Origin of the sequence: Sphingobacterium spiritivorum (assembly GCF_016725325.1) — a bacterium.
GTDB lineage: Bacteria > Bacteroidota > Bacteroidia > Sphingobacteriales > Sphingobacteriaceae > Sphingobacterium.
Genome location: NZ_CP068083.1, coordinates 1851563 through 1875210 on the forward strand (window position 1 = coordinate 1851563; position 23648 = coordinate 1875210).

General features: G+C 40.2%; 16 protein-coding genes. 12 read left to right on the top strand and 4 right to left on the bottom strand.

Translation table 11 applies throughout. From position 1 onward, the window contains the following. Positions 1–8 precede the first annotated feature (8 nt). A complete protein-coding gene (locus tag I6J02_RS07585; RefSeq protein WP_002998253.1) occupies positions 9–299 on the top strand; it encodes a helix-turn-helix domain-containing protein in 291 nt (96 codons plus the stop codon). 155 nt (positions 300–454) lie between these two features. Then, positions 455–1840, top strand: coding sequence for a DNA repair protein RadA (gene radA, locus I6J02_RS07590; protein ID WP_201681134.1), 1386 nt, complete (start codon positions 455–457; stop codon positions 1838–1840). A gap of 116 nt (positions 1841–1956) precedes the next feature. On the opposite strand, the gene I6J02_RS07595 is transcribed toward radA, so the two are convergent. Continuing rightward, positions 1957–2649 (bottom strand): TlpA family protein disulfide reductase, encoded by a 693-nt coding sequence (locus tag I6J02_RS07595; RefSeq protein WP_201681135.1) that lies wholly within the window; start codon positions 2647–2649, stop codon positions 1957–1959. A gap of 197 nt (positions 2650–2846) precedes the next feature. Here I6J02_RS07595 and I6J02_RS07600 point away from each other — a divergent pair, with 197 nt between their 5' ends. The 3 genes from I6J02_RS07600 to nagB all read left to right on the top strand — a co-directional run bounded on the left by I6J02_RS07600 (position 2847) and on the right by nagB (position 8636). Then, on the top strand, positions 2847–5336 hold the full coding sequence (locus I6J02_RS07600) for a DUF5686 and carboxypeptidase regulatory-like domain-containing protein (protein ID WP_201681136.1): 2490 nt from the start codon (positions 2847–2849) through the stop codon (positions 5334–5336). A 74-nt stretch (positions 5337–5410) separates the two neighbouring features. Then, positions 5411–6562 (top strand): methionine aminotransferase, encoded by a 1152-nt coding sequence (locus tag I6J02_RS07605; protein ID WP_201681137.1) that lies wholly within the window; start codon positions 5411–5413, stop codon positions 6560–6562. A 151-nt stretch (positions 6563–6713) separates the two neighbouring features. After that, complete coding sequence (gene nagB, locus I6J02_RS07610; RefSeq protein WP_201681138.1) at positions 6714–8636, top strand: glucosamine-6-phosphate deaminase; 1923 nt, start codon at positions 6714–6716, stop codon at positions 8634–8636. A 56-nt stretch (positions 8637–8692) separates the two neighbouring features. Here nagB and I6J02_RS07615 read toward each other — a convergent pair whose 3' ends face one another. Beyond that, the gene (locus I6J02_RS07615; protein WP_201681139.1) at positions 8693–9586 is read right to left on the bottom strand and encodes a helix-turn-helix domain-containing protein; all 894 of its coding nucleotides are present in this window, start codon (positions 9584–9586) and stop codon (positions 8693–8695) included. A 150-nt stretch (positions 9587–9736) separates the two neighbouring features. Between I6J02_RS07615 and I6J02_RS07620 the strand changes: the two genes are divergently transcribed. From I6J02_RS07620 to I6J02_RS07630, 3 genes are all read left to right on the top strand, one after another. Beyond that, complete coding sequence (locus I6J02_RS07620) at positions 9737–12790, top strand: SusC/RagA family TonB-linked outer membrane protein (protein ID WP_201681140.1); 3054 nt, start codon at positions 9737–9739, stop codon at positions 12788–12790. A gap of 10 nt (positions 12791–12800) precedes the next feature. Continuing rightward, positions 12801–14312, top strand: coding sequence for a SusD/RagB family nutrient-binding outer membrane lipoprotein (locus I6J02_RS07625; RefSeq protein WP_201681141.1), 1512 nt, complete (start codon positions 12801–12803; stop codon positions 14310–14312). A 122-nt stretch (positions 14313–14434) separates the two neighbouring features. Then, positions 14435–15838, top strand: a complete 1404-nt coding sequence (locus I6J02_RS07630) for a PepSY-associated TM helix domain-containing protein (RefSeq protein ID WP_201681142.1) — start codon at positions 14435–14437, stop codon at positions 15836–15838. 88 nt (positions 15839–15926) lie between these two features. Here the strand turns inward: I6J02_RS07630 and I6J02_RS07635 are convergent, their stop codons facing one another. Together I6J02_RS07635 and I6J02_RS07640 are read right to left on the bottom strand one after the other, a co-directional pair. Continuing rightward, on the bottom strand, positions 15927–17831 hold the full coding sequence (locus tag I6J02_RS07635) for a heavy metal translocating P-type ATPase (protein ID WP_201681143.1): 1905 nt from the start codon (positions 17829–17831) through the stop codon (positions 15927–15929). 191 nt (positions 17832–18022) lie between these two features. Then, positions 18023–18376, bottom strand: a complete 354-nt coding sequence (locus I6J02_RS07640; RefSeq protein ID WP_201681144.1) for a phage holin family protein — start codon at positions 18374–18376, stop codon at positions 18023–18025. Positions 18377–18595: 219 nt separating this feature from the next. On the opposite strand from I6J02_RS07640, the gene I6J02_RS07645 reads away from it, so the two are divergent. From I6J02_RS07645 to typA, 4 genes are all read left to right on the top strand, one after another. After that, complete coding sequence (locus I6J02_RS07645; protein WP_201681145.1) at positions 18596–19024, top strand: DUF2147 domain-containing protein; 429 nt, start codon at positions 18596–18598, stop codon at positions 19022–19024. 136 nt (positions 19025–19160) lie between these two features. Further along, the gene (locus I6J02_RS07650) at positions 19161–20408 is read left to right on the top strand and encodes an ABC transporter permease (protein WP_201681146.1); all 1248 of its coding nucleotides are present in this window, start codon (positions 19161–19163) and stop codon (positions 20406–20408) included. Positions 20409–20536: 128 nt separating this feature from the next. Beyond that, on the top strand, positions 20537–21727 hold the full coding sequence (gene kbl / locus I6J02_RS07655; RefSeq protein WP_201681147.1) for a glycine C-acetyltransferase: 1191 nt from the start codon (positions 20537–20539) through the stop codon (positions 21725–21727). A 79-nt stretch (positions 21728–21806) separates the two neighbouring features. Further along, the gene (typA, locus tag I6J02_RS07660) at positions 21807–23612 is read left to right on the top strand and encodes a translational GTPase TypA (RefSeq protein WP_115170240.1); all 1806 of its coding nucleotides are present in this window, start codon (positions 21807–21809) and stop codon (positions 23610–23612) included. Positions 23613–23648 lie beyond the last annotated feature (36 nt).

Here is a 23648-nt window from a genome sequence, read left to right on the forward strand (position 1 = left end):
TAACGGATATGGAAATTGGAGAATACATTCGTATCAAGAGAGAAAACTTAAAAGTATCTCAGGAAGCTGTGGCATTTAAATTAGATATGTCCCAGGCAGCTTATTCTAAAATTGAAAGAGGGGAAACAAAAGTAAAAGTTGATCAGGTCTATAAAATAGCCCACCTTTTCGGTATTAGTGTATATGAGCTGTTGCCACCATCTCTGGCAAGTGATGTTACAAAAGAGAACACATTTGGATTGATATGGTATGCAATCAAGTGGTCTTTTTACAAAATCAAAGGACTGGTAAAAGGTTGATTTTCTTTAGTTAAATTTCATTTTCAAATAATAAGATATATTCATACACAGAAGTCATTCTGTGCTATGGAATATTTCGCTATTCCTGTCTTAATTTCATCCATACTGTTTATGATCACTGCATATGCACTGATTATTTTTAGTAATTTCGTACAATGGCTAAAAGTAAATCAGCATATTTCTGTCAAAACTGCGGATATGAATCCCCGAAATGGTTAGGTCAATGTCCCTCATGTAAACAATGGAATTCATTTGTAGAGGAAGTCGTCGAGAAAGGTAACTCCAAGGTTCCTGAATGGCGAAGTACAACCAGTGCTTCCGTAACTAAGAGAGCGAATAAGGCCGCAATCATACACGAAATTATTTATCAGGATGAGTCACGCATTCTGACTCCTGATCAGGAATTCAACAGGGTTCTTGGAGGCGGGATTGTACCCGGATCATTAGTCCTGATAGGAGGGGAGCCCGGTATAGGTAAATCTACACTGATGCTGCAGCTTGCACTCTCTATTCCTCAGGTCAAAACGCTTTACATTTCGGGTGAAGAGAGTGAACAGCAGATCAAAATGCGGGCAGAACGCCTTTCGCAATCTTCCAGAGCTGATTGTTATATTCTTACGGAGACATCCACACAAAATATATTTAAACAGATAGAAGCTGTACAACCCAATGTTATCGTAATAGATTCTATTCAAACGCTACATTCTTCTCAGATTGAATCTGCTCCGGGATCTGTATCTCAGGTCAGAGAGTGTACAGCTGAGCTTCTTCGGTTTGCAAAGGAGACCAGTACGCCGGTATTTATTGTCGGTCATATCACTAAAGACGGCTCTATTGCCGGGCCAAAGGTATTAGAGCATATGGTAGATACCGTTCTGCAGTTTGAAGGAGATCGTCATCACGTATACCGAATTCTTCGGGCAGTAAAAAACAGATTTGGCTCTGCTTCCGAACTGGGTATCTATGAAATGCAGGGAGCTGGTCTGAGAGAAGTTTCCAATCCGTCTGAGATTATGATTTCTCAGCGGGATGCACCCGTGAGTGGCGTTTCAATTGCTGCGATGCTTGAAGGGATGCGTCCTATGATGATAGAAGTACAGGCATTGGTCAGCAATTCAGCGTTTGGTAATGCACAACGATCCTCTACAGGTTACGATACCAAGCGATTAAATATGTTGCTTGCTGTGCTTGAAAAGCGGTTTGGCTTTCGCCTGAGTGCACAGGATGTCTTCCTGAATATTGCAGGTGGTTTACGTGTAGAAGACCCCGCTATTGACCTGGCTGTGATTGTTGCTATTATTTCTTCGCAACAGGATATGCCGATAAAAACAACTTTTGCTTTCGCAGGAGAAGTAGGGTTGTCCGGAGAGATACGGGCCGTAAACCGAATAGAACAACGTATTGCTGAAGCAGAAAAACTGGGTTTTGAAGGTGTTTTTATATCCAAGTTCAATATAAAAGGTCTTGACCCTAAAAAGTATAATATCGCAATCCGTCCTATGGCAACATTGGAGGATATATTCAGAGCATTATTTGGTTAGTTGAAGGAGCTCATAACAGTTGTGGTCTTTTCTTGCTCACCTGTATAATCTGCCGGTAAAACAGAATAGCCCCTGATTTAATTCAGGGGTTATTTTATTCTGATTTCGTCCATTTACTACTTAAGGACCTCTGCCAGTTTTTTGTCGAGCGCTTCTTTATGCAGATTCCGGGCTATTATTTTGCCGTTAGGATCGATAAGGACATTCTGTGGAATGGCTTTTACACCATATAATGTTCCTACATCATTCTGCCAGCGCTTCAGATCTGATACATGTCTCCAGTGTCTTTTATCTGCATGTATAGCTTTGGTCCAGGCAGCCTTATCTTTGTCAAATGAGATACCCAGTATTTCGAACTTATCGCCTTTAAATTTTTCATAAGTAGCAACCAGATCAGGGCTTTCTACACGGCAGTCCGGACACCAGGAAGCCCAAAAATCTAACAGGACATATTTCCCTCTGAAATCTTTTAGTTTAACAGGATTTCCGGTTGTGTCATTTTGAGTAAATTCAGGAGCTTGTTTTCCTACTGCAACGGTAGATAATACCCGCAAATAGTCCTGAAATTCTTTTCCTTCTTTAGACTTTTTAACGCTTTTATTCAGACCGTTATAAAGTTCCTGCATCTCTTTATAATCCGGGTCATAGCCACCTACTCTCCGGAGGGAGATCAGACTGGATACTGAATCCGGATGGGCTTTGACCAGCTCTATATATTCTTGCTTGGTAAGCTCCTTCTTTTGTGATCCTTGCTGCCCGAAAGCAAATACCGGAATAGCAAAAAGAAGGTATAGGCATATCTTTTTCATATGTATATTTATTTTCTACAAATATAAAGTAATCTATTAAACTAGTCGAGTAATATTATTGTCATATAACTGTTTTTAGGATTGTGCAGATGTTTATTTCTATTCTTAACAAACTTTAACAGAATATTGAAATTTGCACAATTATATTTGCTTTTTAACCTAATAGTCAACAGATTTTGTCGACCAATACAGTACTGATGAAGAATATTCTCTCCTTTTTATGTGTAATGCTCTTATGCTGCTCATTATCAGCTCAGATTAAAGGTGTAGTCACGGATCAGTCCGGAAAGCCCCTTCCTTCGGTATCTGTTTTTCTGCAGAACAGTACCTCCGGAACATCTACCAATATGATGGGACAGTACGAGTTGAAAATTTCCAAAGAAGAGAAAAGCCGTACTCTTATCTTTCAAAACCTGGGTTATAAGACACAGATCGTGACAGCACAAATAAAAGAACAGCCTCATATTATCAATATACGTCTGGAACCTGAAGAACGGCAGATCGAGGAAGTCGTGGTGACGATGAAAGGGGAAGATCCTGCTGTACGAATTATCCGGCAGGCGATTGCATCACGACAGGTTAATGCAGAAAAAAATGATAAATATACAGCAGACTTTTATTCAAAAGGACTGCTGAGAGTAAAGAAGTTACCAAAAAAGATACTTGGACAAAAGATTGACGATGACGAGCTGGCATTAGACACAGCCCGTACAGGGGTTATATATCTTTCTGAAACGGTATCTGAGATCCGTTTTCAGAAACCGGACAAGATAAATGAACACATTGTCGCATCAAAAGTGAGCGGAGATGATAAAGGATTTAGCTTCAATACCGCTCAGGGAACGAATTTTGATTTCTATGCTAACCATGTAACACTGGGATCAAGTATTGTATCTCCTTTGGCTAATGCTGCATTCTCCTATTATAAATTTAAAAGAGAAAATGTCATTGATGTAGAACCCAGCATGCGTGTTCACAAGATAAGAGTGACACCTGTGCGCGAATCCGAGCCGGTAGTGAAAGGCTATATTTATATTGTAGACGGGAGCTGGGAGATATACGGGGTCGATTTTATTATTAAAGGTTCACAGATGAATCAACCAATTATTGATACACTGCATTTGATACAGCAATATGCTTATAATGCACAGGATCAGAAATGGTCCAAGATGTTGCAAACTATAGAGTTTCAGATCAGTGTATTAGGTATTGCGTTTGATGGCCGGTATATACACAATTTTTCGAATTACAATTATGTGAATGCATTTGAGAAGAAGACTTTTACGAATGTCATTGCCAGGATAGATCCGTTGGCAAATAAAAAAGGAACTGATTACTGGGAAAGGAACAGACCTGTACCGCTAACGGCAGAGGAATCTGCTGATTATAGTAAGAAAGATAGTATTCAGCAGGTAAGAAATTCGCCGCGGTATATCGATTCTGTGGATAGAAAGAATAATCAATTTAAACCTTTGGATGTGTTGATCGGCTATACGTATCGGAACACAGCGGATCATTTTGTATTCCGGTACAGAGGTTTATCAAATCTGCTGTCTACGAGTTTCAATACCGTACAGGGCTGGAATTTTAATGCTGGATTTTCGGCGGCAAAAGGCGAGTCTGACAAAGGTAAATACAGCCGGGGAGAAGTATCTTTCAATTATGGACTTGCTGATGAGCAGTTGCGCGTGAAAGGAAAACTTTTACATCGGTTTAATACACAGACTTACGACATACTTACATTTGAAGGTGGCCGTTCTGTAGAACAGTTTAATCCGTCAGAGCCTATAGATCCGTTTTTGAATATGGCCTATTCCTTGTTTTCACGGAAAAATTATATGAAAATATATCAAAAGGATTTTGCTAAAATTTCCTATTCCCGAAACCTGATAGATCAGATCGCAGCTTCGCTATCTCTTGAATATGCCGACCGGAGAGCCTTGTTTAACAATACGGATTACTCTTTTGCCGGGAGAGAACATGAATATACTTCTAACAACCCATTATTGCCGGAGGATAATACAGTTCCTGTATTTAATCCCCATCATTTATTTAAATACAATATTACGGCACGTATAAGACCAGGGGTTAAGATTATTGAGCGTCCGGATGAACGTCTCTCGATTCCGGACCCGACTTTTCCGACCCTTTTACTTGGTTGGGAGCAGACTTTCGGGGCTTCAGAACAGAAGTATGAGTATCAGCTTATAAAGGGAAGACTGACCCAGGATTTTGATTTTAACAATAAAGGCCTTTTTGGCATCGCACTGAATGCCGGTAAGTTCTTTAATGCTTCGGGTATCGGATTTGCAGATTTCAGACATTTCAATGGTAATGAGACAAATGTAGAACGGGCTTCCCGATACCTTAATAATTTTCTGATGTTACCTTATTACACGCGCAGTACCAATGATGCCTATTTTGAAATGCATGCAGAACATAATTTTAAGGGTTATGTCATGAACAAAGTTCCTTTATTAAACTTACTGCAGTGGAATCTCGTTTTAGGGTATCATCATCTGGCTGTTCCGAAATTCAAGCCATATCACGAGTTTACGGCGGGATTTGACAATGTTGGATTTGGAAAATACAGGATATTTAGGGTAGATTATGTACGAAATCTGCAAGGAGCATCTGCTGAAAATGGATTTATGATCAGTATCAAATTGTTGAATGTGCTGAAATAGAAAGCCATCTTTCTTTTGATCAGATAATTCTGGAATAATCTACTATATTAGTGGATATTTATCAGTCTTTTCATATGTCCATCCATATATCATCTAAACTTCCGAATGTAGGAACGACCATTTTTACCCGAATGTCAGCTTTGGCGCAGCAATATGGTGCATTGAATCTTTCGCAGGGATTTCCGGATTATGCCCCGGATCCTCAACTGCTGGCTCTTGTAGAGCAGTCCATGCGGGATGGCCACCATCAATATGCTATGATGGCAGGAGTTCCGCCGTTAAGAGAGCGAATTGCGTCGAAAGTTGAACAGCTCTATCGTGTTACTGTTGATTCTGCAGAAGAAATAACGGTAACAGCAGGAGGTACTCAGGCCATATTCACGGCTATAGCCTCCACAATAAGTCCGGGTGATGAAGTGATCATTTTCGAACCGGCATATGACTGTTACAGGCCTGCAATAGAACTCTTCGGCGGTAAAGCATGTGCTGTCCGGTTGCTTGCCCCGGATTTTGAGATAGACTGGGATTATGTGAAAGAACAGATTACGGATAAGACCAAAATGATCATTATCAATAATCCTAATAATCCAACAGGCAGAGTACTTCAAACAGCAGACTTTACAGCACTTTGTCATATTGTCCGGGGAACTGGTATTCTTATTATCAGCGATGAGGTTTATGAGCATATAGTATATGATGGAGGTGCTATTCATTCCCTTCTGGAATATGAGGAATTGAGAAACAGAAGTTTTATAATTGCTTCTTTTGGCAAATTGTTGCATACCACGGGATGGAAAGTCGGATATTGCATTGGTCCCGCGGAATTAACTAAGGAATTTCGTAAAGTTCATCAGTTTAATGTGTTCAGTGTCAATACACCGATGCAGTATGCTATTGCAAAATATCTGGAGGATCCGCAAACGTATTTGTCTTTACCTTCCTTCTTTCAGGAAAAAAGAGATTTTTTAGCTGAAGGCCTGAAAGACACGGGTTTTGAGGTTATTCCTTCACAGGGTACTTATTTTTTAAATGTTTGTTACAGCAGAATATCCACACTTCCGGAAGAAGATTTTGCTGTCCGGTTGACAAAAGATAACGGAATCGCTATGATTCCTGTCTCTGCTTTCTATTCTACACCAGTCAATCAGCAACTCCTTCGTATCTGTTTTGCCAAGAAAGCGGAGACATTATCTAAAGCCCTTGATTTACTGAGGAATATTCGCTAATTTTTAATTTAAATATGTTGCTCAAACGATTGTTTAAGGGCAAAAAACGACATAACCGACAAAATCTTGCAAAAAAGCGCAAACATGCTGTGGTTAAACCGTAGAAATTATTAAATTTGCTATTCACCTTATCTAATACTCTATATCTAAAATGGCTAGATTAAATTTGTTGGAAGAGACACGCTTCGAAAAAGTTCCAGTAAGTGTGTACCCTGACCAGGATACGGCATCAAAGGTTGTTGCCAAACGTATCGCTGATATTATCCGGGCTAAGCAAGAGAATGGCGAACAGGCTGTTCTTGGATTGGCAACAGGTGCTACTCCTGTAAAAGTGTATGCGGAATTGATCCGGCTGCATAAGGAGGAGGGATTGAGTTTCAAAAATGTAGTGACGTTTAACTTGGACGAATACTACCCGATGCAACCAGATGCTGCGCAGAGCTATGTGACATTTATGAATAATAAATTATTTGATCATGTAGACATCGATAAAGCAAATATCAACATACCTGACGGTACACTGGATGCAAAAGATGTACAGGCATTCTGTGCAGCTTACGAGCAAAAAATTACAGATTGCGGAGGTCTTGATATTCAGATTCTGGGTATTGGACGTACGGGTCACATTGGTTTCAATGAGCCGGGTTCAGCTCCGAATTCAGGAACACGTCTGGTTACATTAGATGATCTTACACGTCGTGATGCATCCAGAGATTTTGGTGGTAAAGATAATGTACCTCGCAAAGCAATCACAATGGGTGTCGGTACGATCTTCAAAGCCAGAGAGATTATTCTGATGGCATGGAGTGGAAATAAAGCCGAAATCATTAAAAAAGCTGTTGAAGGTGAAATTTCTTCAGAAATTCCGGCTACTTACCTGCAATTATCGGATAGTGTAGAGTTTATTCTGGATACAGATGCAGCATCTTTATTGACTCGTTTTGACAGACCCTGGTTAGCAGAAGATGTAGAGTGGACGCCTGAACTGACAAAGAAGGCAGTTGTTTGGCTGGCTTTAGAAGTGAAAAAACCAATCTTAAAACTTCAGGAAGAAGATTATAACAGTCACGGAATGGCTAAGCTTGTAACCGAAGAAGGGCCTGCTTATACCATCAATATCCGTATTTTTAATGAATTGCAGCACACGATTACCGGCTGGCCGGGGGGTAAACCAAATGTAGATGATTCTCAACGTCCGGAACGTGCTAATCCGGCAAAGAAAACATCTATCGTATTTTCTCCACACCCCGATGATGATGTGATCTCTATGGGAGGAACATTTATCCGTCTTGCGGATCAGGGACATGATGTACATGTAGCTTATCAGACCAGTGGTAATACAGCAGTATGGGATGATGATGTGGTGAGATACCTGGAATTTGCAGAAGATTTTGCAAATGAAATGGGTATTGATGCAAGTAAAATCAAAGCTTTATATGATGAAAGCCGTGATATCTTCGCCAGTAAAAAACCAAATCAGATCGATACAGACATTGTTCGTAAGATAAAAGCATTAATCCGTAAAGGAGAGGCAATCGCAGGAGCACGATTTGTTGGTCTTCCGGCATCAAATATTCACTTTCAGGATCTTCCGTTTTACGACAGACAGAAATTTTCTAAAAATGTATCTTTTGAAGATGATATCGTTCAGACGATGGAACTGTTGCGTAAAGTAAAACCTCATCAGATTTTTGCTGCAGGTGACTTTGCCGATCCGCATGGAACACACCGGATTTGTTTTGACATTATTCTGGAAGCCGTAAAAAGATTACGTCAGACAGATGAGTGGACAAAAGATTGTTGGTTGTGGTTGTACCGTGGAGCATGGCACGAATTTCCGATCCATGAGATCGAAATGGCTGTTCCGTTGTCTCCGCAAGAGGTGTACCGCAAGCGCTTGGCTATATTCAAACACCAGTCGCAGAAAGATCTTCCTGTTTTCCCGGGCGACGATCCGCGTGAATTCTGGGTGCGTGCAGAAGACCGTACAAGTGAAACCGCTTCACTTTATGACCAGTTAGGTCTGGCAGATTACGAAGCGATTGAAGCTTTTGTAAGATGGAAATTCGATTAATCAATCTATAAGTATAATAAGTAACGGCTCTCTTTAAACAAAGGGAGCCGTTTTCATTATAAAAGGCCAAGTTCTGTTATCGCAACTATTTCATTATAAAAAAGAATAAACAAATAGCGGATTGTATTCGGGACGTAACCGAAGAATTTTTTGAAGGCATTTGTAAAATGACTGGCATGTTTATAACCCAGTTGGTGGCTGATAAAGCTGATCGTAAGTTCCCGCTCTTTCAACAGGTGCTGAGCCTTTTGCATCTTACATTCGGAAATAAAACTAAAAATGGTCTTTCCGTAGTACTGTTTGAAATGCTGCTTCAGGTATTGAACATTCGTGCCCACCTCTCTCGCCAAATGTTGAATAGTAAAATTCTTATTCAGGTTAGTTTCAATAATATATTTTACTTTTTTGATCTTTTCAATATCAGCCTCCCTCAATTCAGCCGGTACTGAAGATACTGTTCGCTGTATACCATCCATCAATAAGGATAAAATATAAAGGGATTTAGATTTATAGAAAGCAGGTAAAAGAGTATGAGTTGCTTTCACGCGCATAAGATCAACAGCTTTAATATAAGTTCTGGAAGCAACTTCACTTTCCATTTTTTCAACTTTGCGGATTCCGGCATCTATCTGAAGAATACTTTGGTCAGACATATCCATATGCTTCAGGTAGGAAGGCTTGTAGAGTAAAGTAAGGCATTGGGCCTCCGGATGTCTGGAGCTTACTTTTATATTCGTTTTATCAAGTCGTATGATGGTGCTTTCTTTCTCTTTCAGGATGAGTTTATGATTTCCGGCTGATAATGAACATCCTTCTTTTATGGCTATCAATACAAGATAGCCTTCGTGATCAGGAATAAACTCGTATGCAGTATACGGATTGATCAACCGGATACCATAATCCTGATGATCATAATGAAGTGTACGTATTTTCGTATTAAGCAATTTCATCTTTACAGAAATTTCCGATGTTATAAGTCTTATTTCCTATTGCGTTATTCGGTGATTTAGATTAACTCTATCTTCGTGCATTATTTATTTAGACTGAATCTAAATCAAATATAGAAAATTTTATACTTATTCAATTTAAAATATTAAGATATGTTAAAAAAATACTTTTCAATCTTATTACTTGTGTGGATGTCGATGTGCGTTTCGGAGTCATCGGCGCAGACCCATATTACCCTGGAAGGGCGTATTCTGGATCAGAAAAGTGATGAGCCGATCAGTGGCGTGTCGGTTTCGGTGAAAGAAAATCCGCGTTCAGGAAGCGTAATTACAGGTTCTCAAGGTTCCTTCCGTATCCGTGCACATCGCGGACAGACATTAGTGATCTCCCATATTGGTTATATTGCTGCTGAGGTCGTCGTTAACACGAGTCAGTCCGATCTTATATTTCGCCTGGAAGAAGATCCTCATGTGCTCAGCGAAGTTCTTGTAACGGGAGCTTTGGGTATAAAAAGACAGTCCAGAGAACTGGGTACCTCTGCACAATCGGTCAATAATGAAGAGCTTAATTTAGGTAAAGTGGTCAATCCCTTACTGGCTTTATCAAGTAAGGTTGCCGGATTGAGGATTAATGCTACGGACCTGACAACAGGAAAAACAGATCCGGGTATTCAGATCCGTTTGAGAGGAACACGCTCTTTGAACAGATCTAAAAATGACCCTTTATATGTTGTAGACGGAGTTCCTTTGCCGGATATTACCCGTATTAATCCAAATGACATACAGGATATCACTGTGCTTAAAGGAGCAAATGCTGCGGCCTTATACGGATCTGAAGGTGTTAATGGTGCTATTATGATCACGACTAAATCGGGCAGATCAGAAAGAGGTCAGATCAATTTCAGTAACAGTACTACATTTTCAAATGTATTTTTATTACCTCCTGCGCAGACGGTCTTCGGACAAGGGCAGAATGGTGTCTACAGTCCCGTTGCTAACGAGTCATGGGGAGATAAATTTAATGGGGAAACGAGAGATTTCGGTTTGCCAATCAATGGAGTACAGCCAACAAAAGTTTACGCTGCTCCGTCTAAAGATAACAGGTTGGGTTTTTTTGATACAGGAATCACTACCCAGAATGATTTATCCTTTTCCGGAGGAGATGAGAAGGGTTCTTACTTTGTGTCTTTACAGGATGTGCGTTTAAAAGGAGTAATTCCGGGTGACAGATCCAGTCGTACAGGTGCCAGATTTAACGGGTCACGCCGTTTTAATAAGCTGAATACTTCATTTAATATGAATTATGTATTCTTCAAGAACAATACAACAAGTGACGGTCCCTGGTTATCAGTCTATACACAGCCCGCTAATATAGATTATAAAGAAGCAAGAAACTGGGAGGATCCAAGCTCTCCAAATCATCCGCTCAATTGGTATAATCCGGTAGCAGGTACCAGAAATCCTATTTTTATGGCGGATAATAATAGAAATATGTATGATCAGCATACTTTAAATTCAAAACTGGAATTCAATTATGAGTTTACAGACTGGTTTGATGCGACGTACAGAACAGGTCTTTATTTCCAGTCTGAACCGGGAAGGGTCACTAACCGTAAGTTAGTATCAAATATTGCTACACGAAATATCAATGGTTCGGTAAATGATACACACCGTGGATTCACACGCTTCAATAATGATTTGATTTTGAATTTTCACAAGAACTTCGGTGATTTCACCACCAAATTATTGGTTGGACAGAATGTTCGTATGGATGACTCGAAACTCATCAACGTAAGTGCTGCAAATTTATTGTTTGAAGATATATTCAACCAAGGTTCAAGAACAGGAGAGCTGACCGGAGGATCTACTATAACGAAATATCGTTCACTGGCAACTTACGGTGAGTTTACAGCGGGATACAAAAATTATTTGTTTTTGACTTTAACAGGTAGAAATGATCAGGTATCCGTCCTGGATCCGAATAATAACAGTTACTTCTCTCCGGGGATCAGTTCATCATTTGTGTTTACAGATGCAATAGAAAGTCTTAAGAACAGCAGTATTCTAAGTTATGGACGGATTTACACTTCGTATAACAAGACCGGTAATGTTACCTTAGATCCTTACAGATTAAACCTGACGTACAGTCAGACCGGAGGTTTCCCTTTTGGTAGTCTGGTCGGATTTACGCCATCACTATCAGAACCGAATTTGTTAATCAAACCTGAATTTGTAAAATCATTTGAGGTGGGAACCCAACTGGCATTCTTTAATGACAGATTGCGGACCGATATCGCTTACGCATATTCAGATTCTGACGGACAGATTTTCAATGCCGGAATATCCAGTGCCACAGGATTTAATTCTACTATTGTGAATGCGGGGCAGGTAATCAATAAGACACTTGAGGTCATGATTAACGGTACTGCTATTAAAAATAAAGATGTAAGATTGGAGTTTGGGGTTAATTTCAGTTATACAGATACCAAAGCGAAAAATCTATATGCAGGAGATGAGTTTAATATTTTCAGACAGGCGTATGCCATCAAAGGTTTGCAATACCCTACTCTTCGTATGACCGATTTTCTAAGGGAGAACGGAAAGATTGTACTGGATAAAGACGGAAATGTTATTCCATCTACAGACGAGAAAGTATTAGGTACAATGGTTCCTCCTTATCTGTTTGGATTTAATACCAAATTCAGCTATAAATCCTTGACAGTAGGATTTCAGATCGATTCGAGATTAGGTAGCTGGATGTATTCTGAGGTTGTGCCTCGTATGTATGCTGCCGGGACACACCCGGAAACGGCTAAGTATGACAGACAGCCGTTTATTATGCCAAATTCTATGGTACGGTTGGCGGACGGCTCTATCGTTGAGAATACCGATGTATACTCTAAAGGAGATAAAGCCTGGTGGACTGCGTATGGAAATATCCAGACAACCACTGCAGCAAAAGGTGATTATTTAAAACTAAGAGAGCTTTATATCGGGTATGATTTACCTGAAAAATGGTTGGCAGGGCAGAGGCTGATTAAAAAAGCAAGTATTGGATTTGTAGGAAATAACCTGTTTATTATCAGACATTCTTCCAACACAATAGGAGATCCTGAAGCGCTGTATAATCAAACAGACGGATACAACAGTTTCAGACAGATTCCTTCAGCAAGATCAATGGGCTTTAATGTTAACATGACTTTTTAATAACACGAAGATGAAATACAATATTATAAAAATAGGTTTGCTGGCATTCGTTTCTATTACATTAACAGCATGTAGTGATTTTCTGGATGTAAATGTGAATCCGAACTCTCCGATAAAGGAAAATTTAAGTTTAAATGCCAAATTGCCTGCTGCATTGGTTACAACAGCAGCGAATGAGGCTATTCAGTTAAACCAGATCGGAGGATTGTGGGGCGGCTATTGGGGAACATCCAATGAGGGGGTTAGTTCATTTACATCGCTGAAAACGTATAATGGCCCGGCTATCCGGGATACCCGTGACGGAGTTCCGGTTTGGGAATCAAACTACAACAATCTTTTGTATTACAAGGAAATATTGGATCAGGCAAATACAGAAGATGCTAAATTCTATTCAGGGATAGCCAAAATTATGATGGCTTATCACTTCTTTATCCTTGTAGATTTCTATAACAATGTGCCATTCGATGAAGCATTGAAAGGTTCAGCTGTTCTGCACCCATCCTATGAGCTGGGTAAAGATGTGTATACCAAATCTATCAACCTGATCACTGAAGGTATTCAGGAAATCAAAGTTGCATCCCTGTTGCCCACAAATGATGATGTCCTCTTTAAAGGAGATAAAATTAAATGGGCAAAGTTTGGAAATACATTAAAATTGAGAGCACTTTTAAGACAATCAGAAGTTTCTGCACAGTCCGCTTACATTACACAGGAGATTGCGAAAATTGTACAGGAGGGATCAGGCTTTCTGTTAGAAAATGCTAGTGTCAATCCCGGTTACCTCAATACTGCGACTAAAATGAATCCTTTCTATGAAACGTTTTATCGCAATAATGCAGGTGTAGCAGTTGCAAATTATGCAAATATACGCCCTACTCAATACCTGATCAGCAAGTATAAGGAATTTAATGATCCCCGTCTTGCACAGAATTATACAAGTGTTGCAGGAGATTATAAAGGAGTAATTTTCGGAAACAACACGATTGCTAATGAATTTGCAGCCGCAACGACTTCAGCCTTCAAAGGTCCGACAGAGAATTCTAACCAACCGGCAGGGATTATAAAATCATTTAATCAGGTCAGTATGATTATCTCATTGGCGGAGGCTAATTTTCTGCAGGCCGAGGCTGTAGAAAGAGGATGGATTAGCGGAGTGGCAAGTCAACTGTACCAAAGCGGTGTTCAGGCTTCATTCAACTATTTGTTTAATGTCAACAATTATAATATACAGACCTATATCAATCAGAACAGTGTCAGTTATGCAACGGCTACAAATAAGATTGAAAGGATAATAACTCAAAAGTGGCTGGCATTGAATAGTATTAATAATATTCAGGCATGGAATGACTTCAGACGCCTTGGCTTTCCAAACTTCCCGAATTCTGTATCTTCGCCTACAGCTGGAGCACATCCTTTACGATTTATGTATCCGGAAACAGAGGTTAATACAAATAATCAAAATGTAGTGGCTCAGGGAGAGAATGGAGTCCTGACTTCTAAAGTATGGTGGGATGCAAATTAATTTTATGCTATCAGGATATTTTCGGGTAGTCAATAAATAAGAGTATATAACAATTACATCAGGTAATGCTGTAAAGCAGCATTGCCTGATTTTTATTTGATGAATCATTAAAGAGAGAGAAAATGAATAAATCAAAACAAACAACGGCGGATTCAAAGTGGCCGAAAATCCGTAAGTTTTTCAACGACCTTCACCTTTGGTTTGGTTTGATCAGTGGTATCGTTGTCTTGATTGTATGTCTGACGGGTACAATCTATGTATACAATACCGAAATCCGTGAAGCTGCGGCCCCGCATCTTTTTAAAGTGGAAAAGACTTCCCGGGAGGCAATGACAGCGGATGATCTTCTCGTTGCAGCGAAAAAACAAATTAAAGGCAAAATTTCAGGAATCCGAATTAGCGAAGATCCGGAGAGAGCCTATGCCATCCTGTACAGCAAACCTAAAAAAGAAGAAGGGAAATCTGAGGGAGAAGGTAAGTCTGATAAGAAGTCTGAAAAACCTGAATCCAAAAATGAGCGTAAAGAAAGTCTTGCTGAAAACGGGGAAGGAAAAAATAAAAAAGAAGGGCAGCAAAAAGAGAAAAAGGCTGGTCCTCCGGCTGGCGGGCGTCAAAGAGCCAATCAGATGATGATCAATCCTTATACCGGTGAATTATTGGGTGATCCGCAGGAAAAGGAAACAAAGACAGCGGCTTTTATGCAAAAGATGTTTAGCCTGCACCGTTGGCTTATGCTGAATGAAATAGAGAAACCTCTTATTGAAGGAGTGGAAAACAGAAAGCTGGGAAGCTGGATCACAGGGACAGCGACTTTGCTTTTTACATTAGGGGTGATCAGTGGAATCGTTATCTGGTTTCCACAACGTCTCAGAGGCTGGAAGAACGGTTTAAAGATCAAATGGTCTGCAAAATGGAAGCGTATAAATCATGATCTGCACAATACATTGGGATTTTACAGCTGTATTATTTTATTTCTGATGGGGGTAACGGGACCTTTCTGGTCATTTGACTGGTATCGGACAGGCTGGCAGAAGACCTGGGGGACCTATAAGGAAGCTCCGAAAGAAGGTGCAGCACCTCCAAAAGAGGAGAAGAAAGAAGAATCAATTTATCCAGGGCCGGAACATGCTCCTCTGCGTGTGAATCAGCTCCTGGCAATAGCGGATAAGGAACTTGTTTATCCGGGAGATTATATGGTCTCTCTGGCTTCCGATTCTGTTGCTACAGTATCTATATCCAAGTATAAAAAAGGATTTTTTGCGCCGTCCACTGCAGACAGACTGCTGCTGGATCAGTATTCCGGAAAAGTTCTGAAAAAGGAAGTTTTTTCGGAAAAGCCTTTGAATGAACGCATATCCTCTTCTGTAAAGAGTCTGCATGTTGGAGATGTATATGGTCCGTTTACCAAGCTGCTGTATTTTATTTCCTGTCTGATTGCGACTTCACTTCCGGTCACAGGAGTTATGATCTGGTTAAATAAGATGAAGAAAACAAAAAAGAAAAAAATAAAACCCGGAATAGCTTAAGTAGAATTTGTGAGCTATCTGAATATAGACAAGGGCTGTTGCATACTTTGCAGCAGCCCTTGTCTATATTCCTCAATTTGACCTTTAGCTACACTTTCATTCGCTGTACGCGAACAGCATTGAGGATCGCTGCCAGAGCAACACCCACATCGGCAATCACAGCCTCCCAGAGTGTGGCCACTCCTCCGGCACCCAGAATCAGAACAATGATTTTTACACTTAGGGCCAATATGATATTCTGCCAAACAATATTCCTTGTCAATTTACCTATCCGGATTGCCGCCAGGATTTTGCGGGGTTCATCATTCTGGATGACCACATCTGCCGTTTCTACTGTAGCATCGGCTCCTAATCCGCCCATAGCAATTCCTACTGTCGCTAATGCCACTACAGGAGCATCATTTACACCGTCTCCCGCAAATGCAACTTTTCGGTTCTGATCGAGTAATGCCTGTACATGCTTTACTTTATCTTCGGGCAGCAGATTGCCATATGCCTCATCTATGCCTAAGCTTTGAGCGACATCATGGACAACAGACTCCTTGTCTCCCGATAACATTACCGTATGCAGGCCGCTGTCTTTCATCTTACGGATAACCTCCGCCGCATCCTCCTTTACCTGATCAGCAACCGTAATATACCCTCCATAGTGTTGATTAATAGCCATTATAACGATAGAATCCACGATATTTTTGATTTCAGCAGGATAGGAGATGCCGAATTTATCGAGCAACTTCGTATTTCCGGCGAGAATCTCCCGGCCATAAGCCATTCCTTTCAGTCCATGTCCGGCAATCTCCTCCACATGTTCGGCAGGCTGAACAGGTTCTGCATTATTATCATGTCGCATTACGGCTCTAGCAATAGGGTGTGTGGACTGAGATTCAATTGCTTTGGCATAACGGAGTAATTCGGAAGGTGTAATATTCTCAGCGGTTTTGATTTCCCGGACTTCAAATACGCCTTTTGTTAATGTACCCGTTTTGTCCATCACAATGCTGTCTACTGTAGTAATTGCGTCCAGAAAATTGCCTCCTTTAAAGAGTATTCCATTCCGGGATGCCAGTCCGATTCCTCCGAAATAGCCTAACGGAATGGAGACCACCAATGCACATGGACAACTGATCACCAGAAAGACCAGTGAACGATAAAACCACTCTCTGAATATATATTCATCAACAAATAATGCCGGAAGCAGACAGACTGCGACCGCAAGTCCGAATACAATAGGAACATATACCTTTGAAAATTTACTGATAAAGAGCTGAGTCTGTGACTTTCTGGCGGTAGCGTCCTGCACCATTTCCAGAATACGGCTGAGTTTACTGTCCTTAAAAGCGGACTTAACCTGTACTAAACTCACTTTTTCCAGATTGATCATTCCGGCTAAGACCTCTTCATTTTTGTACTTTGTGTCCGGTTTGCTTTCGCCGGTAAGAGCTGCGGTATTAAATGATGCAGAATCCGAGGATAATATACCATCTAGGGCTACCTTTTCCCCGGCTTTAATACGGATAATCTCATCTATATGTACTTCATTTGGATGTACTGCATGTTCCTTTCCGTCTCTGATCACCGTAACTTCCTCCGGCCTGACATCCAGTAAAGCTTTGATATTTCTTTTCGCTTTGTTTACGGCACTATCCTGAAACCATTCCCCGATCTGATAGAATACCATTACCGCAACTCCTTCTTCATATTCTCCGATCAGAAAAGCTCCGATAGTTGCGATCGTCATTAGTACAAACTCATTAAAAAAGTCACCTCTTGAAACTTTTCTGACCGCAAGATCAATGACCGGCCAGCCTGCCAGTAAGTAAGCTACAGCGCTGAAAAGAAGTTGTAAATAGGAAGGGATAGTAATTTGGAAAGCATATTCCAGTAGCAGAAGGGTCAGTAAGATGAAAAGGGCAATAAGCAAGTTCCTCTGTGTGATCCACCAGGGGCTTTCTTTGATCTCTGTATGATTATGGTCGTGATGATGTTCGCACATATCTTGAAATTAAAAGTCGCTATTTTGATTTTTTCTAAATTAGCAGATTAAAAACAAGAAAACGAAGATATTACATCATAAAATCTTAAAAACTAAAGTAAACACGCTGTAATAAACAATACAAATATGTGAAAACAAAAACGGGATCCGATATTAAACCGGATCCCGTATGTATTGTAAACTTGGACAGATCAATTATCTTTTGAAGAACCCAAGATTGCGGATAATATCATTTCTACAATAGCGACAACAATTGCAAATAATGCCGCTGTCCAGAATCCGGTTACATCGAATTTAGCGCCCATAATTTTATCACTTAACAATACCATCAGTACAGTAATAATAAAAGACACCAAACCTAAAGTCAACCAATTCAAAGGGAAGGTAAATAAGCGAAGAATACTTCCTACAGTAGCATTAACAAATCCGATAACCAATCCGGTTACAATTGCCCAGCCGAAACCTGCAACATAAACTCCCGGAATGATCCAGGCTGATACTGCTACTACAACGCCGGTAAGTAATAAACTAATAATAAATTTCATAGCAAAATGGTTTAAAAGTTCCGGATAAAAACGTTCAAAATAAGTGCCAAAAACCAATTTAAACTCTAAAAAAGAAGATTTTCAACTACTTTCTAAACTTTTAGTTATCTCATATTGCTCTGTCATGATACGGTAAGGTGATAAAAAAATAAAAAAATGCTATGCTTGCATAATTATTTTTTCGTATATTCACTCTTGCAATTATAAACAGTAACGATCATGAAGAAATTAATGCTATCATTAATGGTGCTATTCGTAACAGTAGCTCTATTTGCTCAAACGGATCCTGTAATCGGTAAATGGCAGAACCCAAGCGGAGAGGCAAGAGTCGAGATTTATAAAAAGGGCGATAAGTTTTACGGAAAGATTTATTGGCTTAAAACGCCAAACGATGAATCCGGTCATCCAAAAAAAGATGTAAAAAATCCGGATGATAAACTCAAAAGCAGAGCTGTGCTTGGAATGGAGAATCTGACCAACTTTGAAAAGGTAAAAGAGAATCTCTATGAAAACGGAAAAGTATATGATCCTAAATCCGGAAAAACGTATAGCTGCAAGATGACGCTTAAAGGAGATAAACTGGATATCCGGGGATATGTAGGTGTAAGTCTTATTGGTCGTACGGATACTTTTACAAGGGTAAAATAAACCGCTAGTAACATAAAGAATTTAGTAAATTAGATTTCATAAGGTGGTTTTTGGTTGAAAAGGCCTTGATATTTTATCAAGGCCTTTGTTTTTTGATTTTTAATCGATTAATTTGATATAAATAATACAATCGTATATGTCCGTTAATATGTCTTACCGCGAAAATGTCAAGCTTGCGCTGCAATCTATTGTAAGCAATAAGCTCAGGACATTCCTGACAGCTCTGATCATAGCGATTGGTATTACGGCTTTGATAGGCGTTCTTACCTCTATCGATGCGATCCAGAGTTCATTGACAAACTCTTTCTCTTCCATGGGCTCTAATTCCTTTAATATTCGTAATAGGGGACTTAATGTGCGGATCGGCGATCAGGGGAGTCAACCCAAAGTATATCCGGCGATTACGTATAAACAGGCTATTGAATTTAAAGACCGGTTCAGTACAGATGCTATTGTGTCTATCAATGCAAATGTAACCTGGGCTTCTACTATTAAATTTAAGAGTGAGAAAACTAATCCAAATATCGGAGTAATAGGCGGAGATGATAATTACCTGCAGACTTCAGGATATAAAATTGCAGACGGAAGGAATTTTACAAAACAAGATGTGGAGTTGGGAAGTTCTGTCGTGATTATCGGAAAAGAGATAACGACGAAACTTTTTAAAAACAATACAAATCCGCTGGGTCAGTATATTACAGTGGGAGATGACCGCTTCTTAGTGATCGGTGTGCTGGAAAGTAAAGGCTCAAGTGCCGGATTCGGAGCGGATAAAGCTTGTTTTGTACCGATCTCTAAAGCAAGAATGATGATGGAGAATGCGAATCCTTCCTATGTCATCACTGTTATGTCTCCGGATCCGCTCAAAATGGATGCGGCAGAAGGAGAGGCAATCCTTACTTTTCGTAAGATACGTGGCCTGAATGCGAGACAAACCTCTAATTTTGAAATTATAAAATCAGATGCAGTAGCACAGATGCTTATGCAGAATCTGAATTATGTGACCTATGGTGCAATTGCAATTGCTGCTATTACATTATTAGGTGCATCTATTGGCCTTATGAATATTATGCTTGTTTCGGTGACGGAACGCACACGTGAGATCGGGGTGCGAAAAGCCATAGGGGCAACACCCGGAGTAATACGAAAACAGTTTCTTATGGAAGCCATTGTTATTTGTATTCTGGGAGGATTAGCCGGGATTATTCTGGGGATTTCGATTGGAAATCTTTTGGCTGTTGCGCTTGGTGCCAGCTTTATTATTCCATGGAAATGGATGTTTCTCGGGATGGCTGTCTGTATCTTTGTTGGAGTAGTTTCAGGCTATTATCCTGCATCTAAAGCTTCCCGCCTCGATCCGGTTGAAGCCCTGCGCTATGAATAGTGAAAATTAAACAATCGTTTCCACAGTCTTCTTTTTGTGCAATTTGGATTAAATTTTCTTTAAACCGGTCTTCTGCGTCCCTTTCTTCAGAGATAAAACTGTATTTTTACGTGCTAAAATAGATTATTATGTATAAGACACTTCAACCTGCATTGCAGAAAGAGATCGCAGCCATTAAAGAAGCTGGTTTGTATAAAGAAGAACGTATTATCGTGACGCCTCAAGGAGCCGATATTAAAGTAAGCACAGGTGCCGAAGTTATCAATTTCTGTGCAAACAATTATCTTGGGCTTTCTTCTCATCCTAAAGTGATTGAAGCAGCTAAGCAGGCTATCGATTCACATGGATACGGAATGTCTTCTGTACGTTTTATCTGTGGTACGCAGGATATTCATAAGGAATTAGAAGCTAAACTTTCAACTTTTCTGGGAACAGAAGATACAATCTTATATGCAGCAGCATTTGATGCTAATGGTGGAGTTTTTGAGCCCTTATTTGGTGCGGAAGATGCTATTATCTCAGATGAGCTGAATCATGCATCTATCATTGATGGAGTCAGATTGTGTAAAGCACAGCGTTTCCGTTATAAAAATGCTGATATGGCAGATCTTGAAGCTCAGCTGCAAGCTGCTTCAGGAGCGCGTCACAAAATTATTGTGACCGATGGTGCATTCTCTATGGACGGATCGGTAGCTCCTTTAGATCAGATCTGTGATCTTGCCGATAAATATGAAGCATTGGTGATGATCGATGAGTCGCATTGTACAGGTTTTATCGGTAAAAACGGTAGGGGTACACACGAACTCTATAATGTGATTGACCGTGTGGATATCATTACCGGGACGCTTGGAAAAGCACTTGGCGGAGCTAGTGGAGGATTTACTTCCGGTAAAAAAGAAATTATAGATATGTTACGTCAGCGTTCCCGCCCGTATTTATTTTCAAATACATTGGCACCGGCTATTGCAGGTGCTTCGGTCGCTGTACTCGATATGTTGAGTCAGACAACAGAGCTTCGTGACAAATTAGAAAATAACACCAAATACTTCCGTGAACAGATGACTGCTGCGGGCTTTGATATTAAGCCGGGATTTCATCCAATCGTGCCTGTAATGCTATATGATGCTAAATTGGCACAGGAATTTGCAACAAAAATGCTGGAAGAAGGTATCTATGTAATCGGCTTTTATTACCCTGTTGTTCCTCAGGGAAAAGCCCGGATTAGAGTACAGATATCGGCTGGTCATGAACGTCATCACCTGGACAAAGCTATTGCTGCGTTTACTAAAGTCGGTCAGGAATTGGGGGTTATAAAATAAAAATTAGTGATGATATAAAAATTGTGGTGTAAAATCGTTAGCTTTGCACCCTCAAATTTTATATACAAACATTTGCTAGATGCAGAATATCAGAAACATAGCGATCATCGCACACGTTGACCACGGTAAAACTACATTGGTTGACAAAATTTTACACTTTACCAATCTTTTCAGAGATTCGGAAAACAAAGGCGACTTAATTTTGGATAACAATGATCTGGAGCGCGAACGCGGTATCACCATTGTCTCTAAAAACGTTTCTGTTACCTATCAGGGTGTAAAAATCAATGTTATTGACACTCCTGGTCACGCCGATTTCGGTGGTGAGGTAGAGCGTGTACTTAAAATGGCTGACGGGGTTATCCTTTTGGTGGATGCATTCGAAGGACCGATGCCTCAAACACGTTTCGTGACGCAGAAGGCTTTGGGATTAGGACTGAAACCAATTGTTGTTGTAAACAAAGTGGATAAAGAAAACTGTCGTCCTGATGAAGTATATGAAAATGTTTTTGACCTTTTCTTCAGTCTTGATGCAAATGAAGAGCAATTAGATTTCCCTGTACTTTACGGTTCATCTAAACAAGGATGGATGTCTACAGACTGGAAAGAACCTAAAGAAGATTTTACAGACCTTCTGGATGCTATCCTGAAACATATCCCATCTGCTCCGGTAGTAGAAGGTACGTTACAAATGCAGATTACATCTCTTGATTATTCTACTTTCGTAGGACGTATCGCAGTAGGACGTGTAGCGCGTGGTCTCATCAAAGAAGGACAACCGGTATCTTTGGTAAAACGTGACGGTAAAATCGTGAAATCACGTGTGAAAGAATTGTATGTATTTGAAGGATTAGGTAAAGCGAGAGTTACAGAAGTAAAATCAGGTGATATATGTGCTGTAGTAGGTATCGAAGGATTTGATATCGGTGATACTATTGCAGATTTTGAAAACCCGGAACAACTGGAGGTTATGCATATCGATGAGCCTACCATGAATATGTTGTTCACGATCAATAACTCTCCTTTCTTCGGTAAAGAGGGTAAATATGTTACTTCACGTCACATCCATGACCGTCTGCAGAAAGAATTAGAGAAAAATCTTGCATTACGCGTTGTTCCTACAGAATCTCCTGATGCATGGTTAGTATATGGTCGTGGTATTCTTCACTTATCTGTATTGATCGAAACAATGCGTCGCGAAGGATACGAGCTTCAGGTAGGTCAGCCACAGGTTATCGTTAAAGAGATTGACGGTGTGAAGTGTGAGCCTATTGAAGTGATGGTGGTAGATGTTCCTGCTGAGGTATCCGGTAAGGTAATCGAGTTGGTAACGCAACGTAAAGGTGAATTGTTAGTGATGGAGACAAAAGGAGAAATGCAGCATCTGGAATTTGAGATTCCTTCACGCGGTATCATCGGTCTTCGTAACAACGTATTGACAGCAACAGCTGGTGAAGCTGTAATGGCTCACCGTCTGAAAGGATACGAGCCTTGGAGAGGAACGATCCCTGGACGTCTTCATGGTGTATTGATTTCACTTGACAAAGGTACAACTACTGCATACTCTATCGATAAATTACAGGATCGTGGTAAATTTTTCGTAGATCCGGGAGTTGATATTTATGAAGGACAGATCTTGGGTGAACATATCCGTGATAATGATTTGACTATCAATATCGTGAAAGGTAAGCAGTTGACAAATATGCGTGCTTCGGGTACGGATGATAATACACGTATTGCTCCTGCAATCAAATTTTCACTGGAAGAATCTATGGAATATATTCAGGCTGACGAGTACATCGAGGTAACACCGGAAAGTACACGTCTGCGTAAGATCTACCTGACAGAGAATGAACGTAAAATCAATGCGAAAAAATTCCAGTAATCGTATCGCATTATACATAGAAAAAGAGTTGTCAGA

Coding starts and splice junctions, on each gene's coding strand:
- I6J02_RS07585 (WP_002998253.1), top strand. CDS start 9: ATGGAAATTGGAGAATACATTCGTATCAAGAGAGAAAACTTAAAAGTA.
- radA (WP_201681134.1), top strand. CDS start 455: ATGGCTAAAAGTAAATCAGCATATTTCTGTCAAAACTGCGGATATGAA.
- I6J02_RS07595 (WP_201681135.1), bottom strand. CDS start 2,649: ATGAAAAAGATATGCCTATACCTTCTTTTTGCTATTCCGGTATTTGCT.
- I6J02_RS07600 (WP_201681136.1), top strand. CDS start 2,847: ATGAAGAATATTCTCTCCTTTTTATGTGTAATGCTCTTATGCTGCTCA.
- I6J02_RS07605 (WP_201681137.1), top strand. CDS start 5,411: ATGTCCATCCATATATCATCTAAACTTCCGAATGTAGGAACGACCATT.
- nagB (WP_201681138.1), top strand. CDS start 6,714: ATGGCTAGATTAAATTTGTTGGAAGAGACACGCTTCGAAAAAGTTCCA.
- I6J02_RS07615 (WP_201681139.1), bottom strand. CDS start 9,586: ATGAAATTGCTTAATACGAAAATACGTACACTTCATTATGATCATCAG.
- I6J02_RS07620 (WP_201681140.1), top strand. CDS start 9,737: ATGTTAAAAAAATACTTTTCAATCTTATTACTTGTGTGGATGTCGATG.
- I6J02_RS07625 (WP_201681141.1), top strand. CDS start 12,801: ATGAAATACAATATTATAAAAATAGGTTTGCTGGCATTCGTTTCTATT.
- I6J02_RS07630 (WP_201681142.1), top strand. CDS start 14,435: ATGAATAAATCAAAACAAACAACGGCGGATTCAAAGTGGCCGAAAATC.
- I6J02_RS07635 (WP_201681143.1), bottom strand. CDS start 17,831: ATGTGCGAACATCATCACGACCATAATCATACAGAGATCAAAGAAAGC.
- I6J02_RS07640 (WP_201681144.1), bottom strand. CDS start 18,376: ATGAAATTTATTATTAGTTTATTACTTACCGGCGTTGTAGTAGCAGTA.
- I6J02_RS07645 (WP_201681145.1), top strand. CDS start 18,596: ATGAAGAAATTAATGCTATCATTAATGGTGCTATTCGTAACAGTAGCT.
- I6J02_RS07650 (WP_201681146.1), top strand. CDS start 19,161: ATGTCCGTTAATATGTCTTACCGCGAAAATGTCAAGCTTGCGCTGCAA.
- kbl (WP_201681147.1), top strand. CDS start 20,537: ATGTATAAGACACTTCAACCTGCATTGCAGAAAGAGATCGCAGCCATT.
- typA (WP_115170240.1), top strand. CDS start 21,807: ATGCAGAATATCAGAAACATAGCGATCATCGCACACGTTGACCACGGT.